At 42.5% G+C, this 5929-nt stretch carries 4 protein-coding genes and 1 tRNA gene; all 5 read right to left on the bottom strand.

What is annotated here, in order from left to right:
- Positions 1–1925, bottom strand: a 1925-nt coding sequence (rsxC, locus tag HUZ36_RS21530) for an electron transport complex subunit RsxC (protein ID WP_176033938.1), incomplete at its 3' end; no start/stop codon positions are given.
- Positions 1926–1934: 9 nt separating this feature from the next.
- A complete protein-coding gene (gene rsxB / locus HUZ36_RS21525; RefSeq protein ID WP_125251571.1) occupies positions 1935–2489 on the bottom strand; it encodes an electron transport complex subunit RsxB in 555 nt (184 codons plus the stop codon).
- A 3-nt stretch (positions 2490–2492) separates the two neighbouring features.
- Complete coding sequence (gene rsxA / locus HUZ36_RS21520; RefSeq protein ID WP_128730139.1) at positions 2493–3074, bottom strand: electron transport complex subunit RsxA; 582 nt, start codon at positions 3072–3074, stop codon at positions 2493–2495.
- 647 nt (positions 3075–3721) lie between these two features.
- Positions 3722–5665 (bottom strand): EAL domain-containing protein, encoded by a 1944-nt coding sequence (locus HUZ36_RS21515; protein ID WP_176033937.1) that lies wholly within the window; start codon positions 5663–5665, stop codon positions 3722–3724.
- 187 nt (positions 5666–5852) lie between these two features.
- Positions 5853–5929 (bottom strand) — tRNA-Asn (locus HUZ36_RS21510).

The raw sequence follows: 5929 nt of genomic DNA, 5'->3' as shown, positions 1-5929 counted from the left end.
ACAGCGGCTTTACGAGGGTCAGCTACGTCATCAGTACTTTGCACAGCCTCGCTCTGCTCAGCTGTGTTGTCGTTTGCGTCTTCTGCTTGTTTAGCTGCTTTTTTCGCTTTAGCACGGGCAATGGCGGCGGCCACAGCGGTCTTTTTGTCTTCAGGTGCTTGATCAGAAGAAACCTGTTCTTGAGCGGCTGCTTTTTTCGCTTTGGCACGAGCGATAGCGGCGGCTACAGCATCCTTTTGGTCAACACTACTTACTTGCTCGGTTTTCGCTTCTTTATATTTACGTGCCTGTGCTTTACGTTTCTCTCGCTCCTGCATGATAGCGCTGTTATCAGGCTCAAGTTCGCCGTTTTCCCCACGTTTGGCTTTAGCACGCGCTATGGCAGCTTGTACTGCAGACTTGTCTGATTGTTTATCTTTTACACGAGCCAGTGCTTCTTGCACTTTCTCTTGCTCTGCTGCTTTTGCTGGTGAGCTGGGTGAACGGCGTTTATGTTTATTCTGTCGCTCTTCTTGTTCTCGCTCTAGTCGCGCTTTTCTAGCTTCAAAGCGCTCTTTAGCACGCTCAGCTTTAACCTGCTCAAGTTTTTGTTCGCGAATATCAGCTTTCGCTACTCGGTAATATTGCACCAAGGGGATTTCGCTTGGACAAACGTAAGAGCAAGCTCCGCATTCAATACAATCAAACAGGTTATACTCTTCTAACTTTTCATATTCTTTACCTTTGGCAAACCATTGTAGTTGCTGAGGTAGCAGGCTCTGCGGGCAGGCATCGGCACAAGCACTGCAACGAATACAAGCTTTTTCTTCCCCAGGAATGGCCAACTCTTTATTGTCTGGTGCAAGAATACAGTTTGTTGTTTTTACGACAGGGATCCTAACCGAGGGGAGGGTAAAGCCCATCATGGGACCGCCCATAACTACACGTTGTGCGTCAACAGGAGAGAAGCCTTGTGAGTCTAGAAGATGTTTTATTTCTGTTCCGAGTAAAGCCCAGACATTATTTGGCTGGTTGATAGTATTGCCTGTGACAGTAACAACACGCTCAATTAAAGGTTTCCCTTCAAAAACGGCTTGCCAAATAGCAAATAGTGTCCCTACATTCTGCACCAGTACCCCTATATCAGCTGGGATCCCTGTACTTGGCACTTCTTTTGATGTGAGTAGTTTAACCAGCTGTTTTTCACCGCCAGATGGATACTTTGTTGGAATGCTACGAACTAAAATATCCTGATTGTGCTTCGCTGCGGCTGATACGGCTGCAATGGCTTCAGGTTTATTATCTTCAATACCAAATAATATTTTTTGAGGCTTTAGGATCTGTTGTAAAACCTCTATCCCTGACACAATTTGTTGCGCATGGTCACGCATCAGGCGATCGTCAGCGGTAATATAAGGCTCACACTCAACACCATTAATAACCAAAAACTCGATTGGCTTGGGGCTATCGGCTTTTACATAGGTTGGAAAGCCTGCACCGCCCATTCCTGCAATACCGGCTTGGTGAATTATTTCAATAAGCTGAGCGTTATCGAGAGAGGAAATATCACGGATAGGTGTTAATTCTATCCATTTATCCGCACCGTCTGGACGTAAAATAATACTTAATTCAGGTATAGCTGAAGGGTGCGCAGATGGCATCGGCGTAATGGCTTCAACCACGCCCGACGTCGGCGCATGAACCGGCAAAGACCAATTGGTGCCTGGAGCAGTTAGCGCTTGTCCTTTTAATACGTGATCACCGACATTTACCAGCAAGCTGCCATTTGCCCCTATATGTTGCTTTAATGGCAAAATGAGTTTTTCAGGCAGGGGCAAGCGCGAAATAGGGTGTTGGTTAGATTGCGCTTTTTGCTCTGGTGGATGAATGCCGCCTGGGAACTGCCACAGTTTTCCGCTTTCTATTTGTTCAAGTAATGTTTCCACTTAAACCTCTTAATCAATCTGTGTCACAGGAATGGCATCAAGTTGCCACTTCCACGTTTGTTTGGTCTGTGCAACCGGTACCATGTCGATACAATCTACTGGGCAGGGTTCAACACACAGATCACACCCTGTGCACTCGTCAATTAGTACAGTGTGCATTTGCCTTGTTGCACCAACGATTGCATCGACAGGGCAGGCCTGAATACACTTGGTGCAGCCAATACATTCATCTTCGCGAATATATGCTACTTTCTTAACCGGCTCAGCTTCTTCGCCACCGGCCAGTGGTTTAGCTTCGACACCCATTAAGTCTGCAAGTTTCTTGACGGTTGCCTCGCCGCCTGGAGGGCATTTATTCACCTCATCGCCATTCGCAATCGCCTCAGCATAGGGGCGACACCCTGGATAACCGCATTGTCCACATTGTGTTTGCGGTAAAATCGCATCGATTTGTTCTACAATTGGGTTGCTTTCAACTCTATATTTTACCGCGGCGTAGCCCAGCACGATCCCAAATACCAATGCTAGCGCCCCTAGCGCAAGTAATGCATACATTAACGTCATATTTTAAAACTTAACTAATCCAGAGAATCCCATAAATGCAAGAGACATCAAACCTGCGGTGATCATCGCAATAGATGCGCCCTTAAATGGACTTGGTACGTCAGCCACCGCTAAACGTTCACGTAAAGCGGCAAATAATACTAACACCATAGAGAAACCAACCGCCGCACCAAAGCCATACACTGCTGATTCCAAAAAGGTATGATCTCGTTTGATGTTGAGTAAGGCAACACCAAGCACGGCACAGTTTGTGGTGATAAGAGGTAAGAAGATCCCGAGTAAACGGTACAAAGTTGGGCTAGTTTTTCTCACAACCATTTCAGTAAACTGCACCACTACGGCGATAACAAGAATAAAACTCATGGTTCTTAAAAAAGTTAAATCGAGCGGTAGCAAAATATATTGATTTACAAGGTAGCTGGTAACTGAGGCAAGTGTAAGCACAAAGGTTGTCGCCAAAGACATACCCACAGCAGTATCTAACTTACCAGAGACCCCCATAAATGGGCACAATCCCAAAAATTGAACTAAAACGAAGTTATTCACTAGCACGGTGCCAATGAGCAACAAAATGTACTCGGTCATTCTTGCCTCTATAACTTACTCACGATTCATAGCTTTTTGCACTATGATATTGCCGTGATAGTTAATCATAAAAAGAACCAGCTTGATGTAATACCAATGAGTCTTAATACTTGCTCAATTTGAAGGAGTAAATCTGACGCTAATTGCGTTAAAAGTTTCTTATCTAAAACAACTAAATAAGAAGTTTTTCTCGCTTCAAAATAGTCACTTAATCAAGCGAATTGGTATAAGTGCAGACTCTGTTAGTGTTTTAGGTATATTCCTTAGAACAATACCATCTCTACTCAATATCATTGCTGTGTTTATCGCTGCCAGTTCGCACTACAGCACCATATCTTAGTCTATGTCTATTGCCACCCTTGGGTTTAGCTGGTTTACCAAAGCTGTGGTAAGACCTAGTTTTAAAAAGTGTAGCTAAAAGTTAAAAGCTATTAAAATCATGGTGTTATTTTCTGCACTTGCTGACAATCCAGTATTAAACACATTGCTTTATCTTCCATGTTTATCTTGTTGATTTAAAAACATGCGAGGATAAATTGAAATGATAATCCTTGCCAATAATAACACAGAATGTATCTGCTTTGGCAAATTGTCGCTCATTAGAGGGGAGGGCAAATGTTGCCCTCATAATTTGAAGACAGTAGAGTCTAAATTTCTTTTGGCTTTTCTATATAATAGCCTTGCACACCATCGAGACACAATGTTTCAACAATATGCTTTTCTTCTTGACTTTCAATACCTTCCGCGAACACATTAACACCAATTCGGTGGGCAAGATCGACCATCAGGCGCATAAAGTATTGGTTGTTTTTATCTTCTTCAAGTCCTCGAGTATAGCTAGCATCCATTTTTATATAATCAGGTTTCAAGTCTCTGAAGAATTTAAATGATGTCAAACCGACACCAAAGCGTTCGACTGTGATCCGAGCGCCTGCTCGATGTACCATATCAATGAAGCGCTTACTGGCTTTGATATTTTGTTGCAAACCAAATTCACTGACCTCAAATACCAATTTGGAAGCAAGATTTGTTTCTTTAAGGAGACGACGCTCTAACCAGATCACAAATTGATCGTTATGGGCGCTTGATGCAGTTACATTGATACCAAAGTATTTTTCATTGAAGTTTCGGGTCTTTATCGTTTCCAAAGAGGTATCAATGATCAACTGATCAATCTCGATAGCCATTTCTAGTTTTTCTGCCATGGCAAGAAAGGAGGCCGTCGGTAGCATTTGACCTTCCTCCGTTTTAAAGCGAGATTGTATTTCAGCATAAGCTTTTGAATTTTTGCCAATTGGCATAATGTTCTGCATCATCAAACTGACACGTTTGCTGGCTATTACATCACGGATCACACGGCGCCAGTTTTGGTTGCCAAATCCAGCGCTAACATTATTCACCAGATCCGACTCTCGTTGTATATGCCACGCGTTGGCTTGCTTGCTTTGTGCCATACTCATGGCGTTATCAACAACAGACAGAAGTTCACCTAATGGTTTACCGTTTTCGTATGGAACAATTCCTGTATTTGCAACCGAAGACAGTTCTTGATTTTGTTGGAATTGAGTGAATCGTGATTGTAACGTGTCGCCAAACTCTTCTGCTTCTTTACTTGGCACATTGGGTAAGATAACGGCAAAGTCAGAGCTATTTAGTCGAAAGACTTGGCTGCCAGCATAAGTACCAGTGACATGCTTGATAATATCCGAGACTGACTTAATGTATTCATCGCCTTTTTGATAGCCACGAGTTTGGTTTATGACTTGTAATTCGGAGCAGCGTATCATTGCTAACGATCCAAACGCTTTTTTGGATGAAGACTCTATATATTGCTCATAATACTCAACAAACATGTTACGGTTACCAAGCTCTGTAACCACATCTTTATAAGCTTCTTGCTTGATTGAATGTGCTGCATTTCTGATGTCTTCTTGTTTCGACTTTAAAAAGCTCGCCAGTCGCTTAAAAGAAGGGGTTAGCTCTTGGCCAAGTTCTGCTACTTTGCCATCATTAAAATCAAACTCTATGTTGTCAGTGGCTTGGTTTTGCGTGATATATGAGTCAACAGCACTCGCTACAGTCATACTGACATTACGGTTGAGCTTTTTGTACACACCTTGCATGAAAAAGACAGGAATAAAAGCAAGCAAAGCTGAAATAACGAGAAGCAGCAAAAGTGCTTGTTGCAATAACTGCGCCTGGCTCTGTGCATTTATTAAAAACTCAATCTTAATGTCTTTACTATCATTGACTGCAAATTGTGGACGGATCGCATTGATGTAGGTTTCTATAAAGTCAGCAACGAAAGGAAGGTTCGTCGGTGTATTAACTTGTAGAACGGTATTACCATCAAAATCTCGTACAATGAAGGTTGAAAATACCTCGCCGCTGTTTAGAGCCTGGTTAATGTGCTCTGGTGTTACTTCTGATAGCTTTTTGTCTTTTATGTATTCTGTCACCATAGCATGTGCACTTTGTTGTGCTTTACTAATTGCTGAGTCGAAACTAGTGGCGAAAAAAAAGCTACTAATCAAAGAGAGTAATAACCATGAGGTGACTTGGAGTATGATGAGTTTTCTAAAACCAGCCATAGTACGCTTCTTAAAGAGGATTATTCTGATAGTATCGGGTGTAGTGCCAAATTCTTTATCAAATTCATCAATTTAATTATATATTTTTGATGTGTTTAGAGAGTTATTGTTATATAAGATAAAGCACTGAAAATAATGATTGTAGGGTAGTGTAATTAGGCAGAAAAGTCTAATAATTTCTTGGAAGTGGCTCCCCCTCCCCGACTCGAACGGGGGACCTGCGGATTAACAGTCCGTCGCTCTAACCAACTGAGCTAAGGGGGA

It is taken from the genome of Pseudoalteromonas sp. McH1-7, from assembly GCF_013366255.1.
In the GTDB taxonomy this organism is placed as follows: Bacteria; Pseudomonadota; Gammaproteobacteria; order Enterobacterales; family Alteromonadaceae; genus Pseudoalteromonas; species Pseudoalteromonas peptidolytica.
Note: the sequence above shows the minus strand (reverse complement) of the source record. Positions and strands in the feature narration are given on the sequence as shown.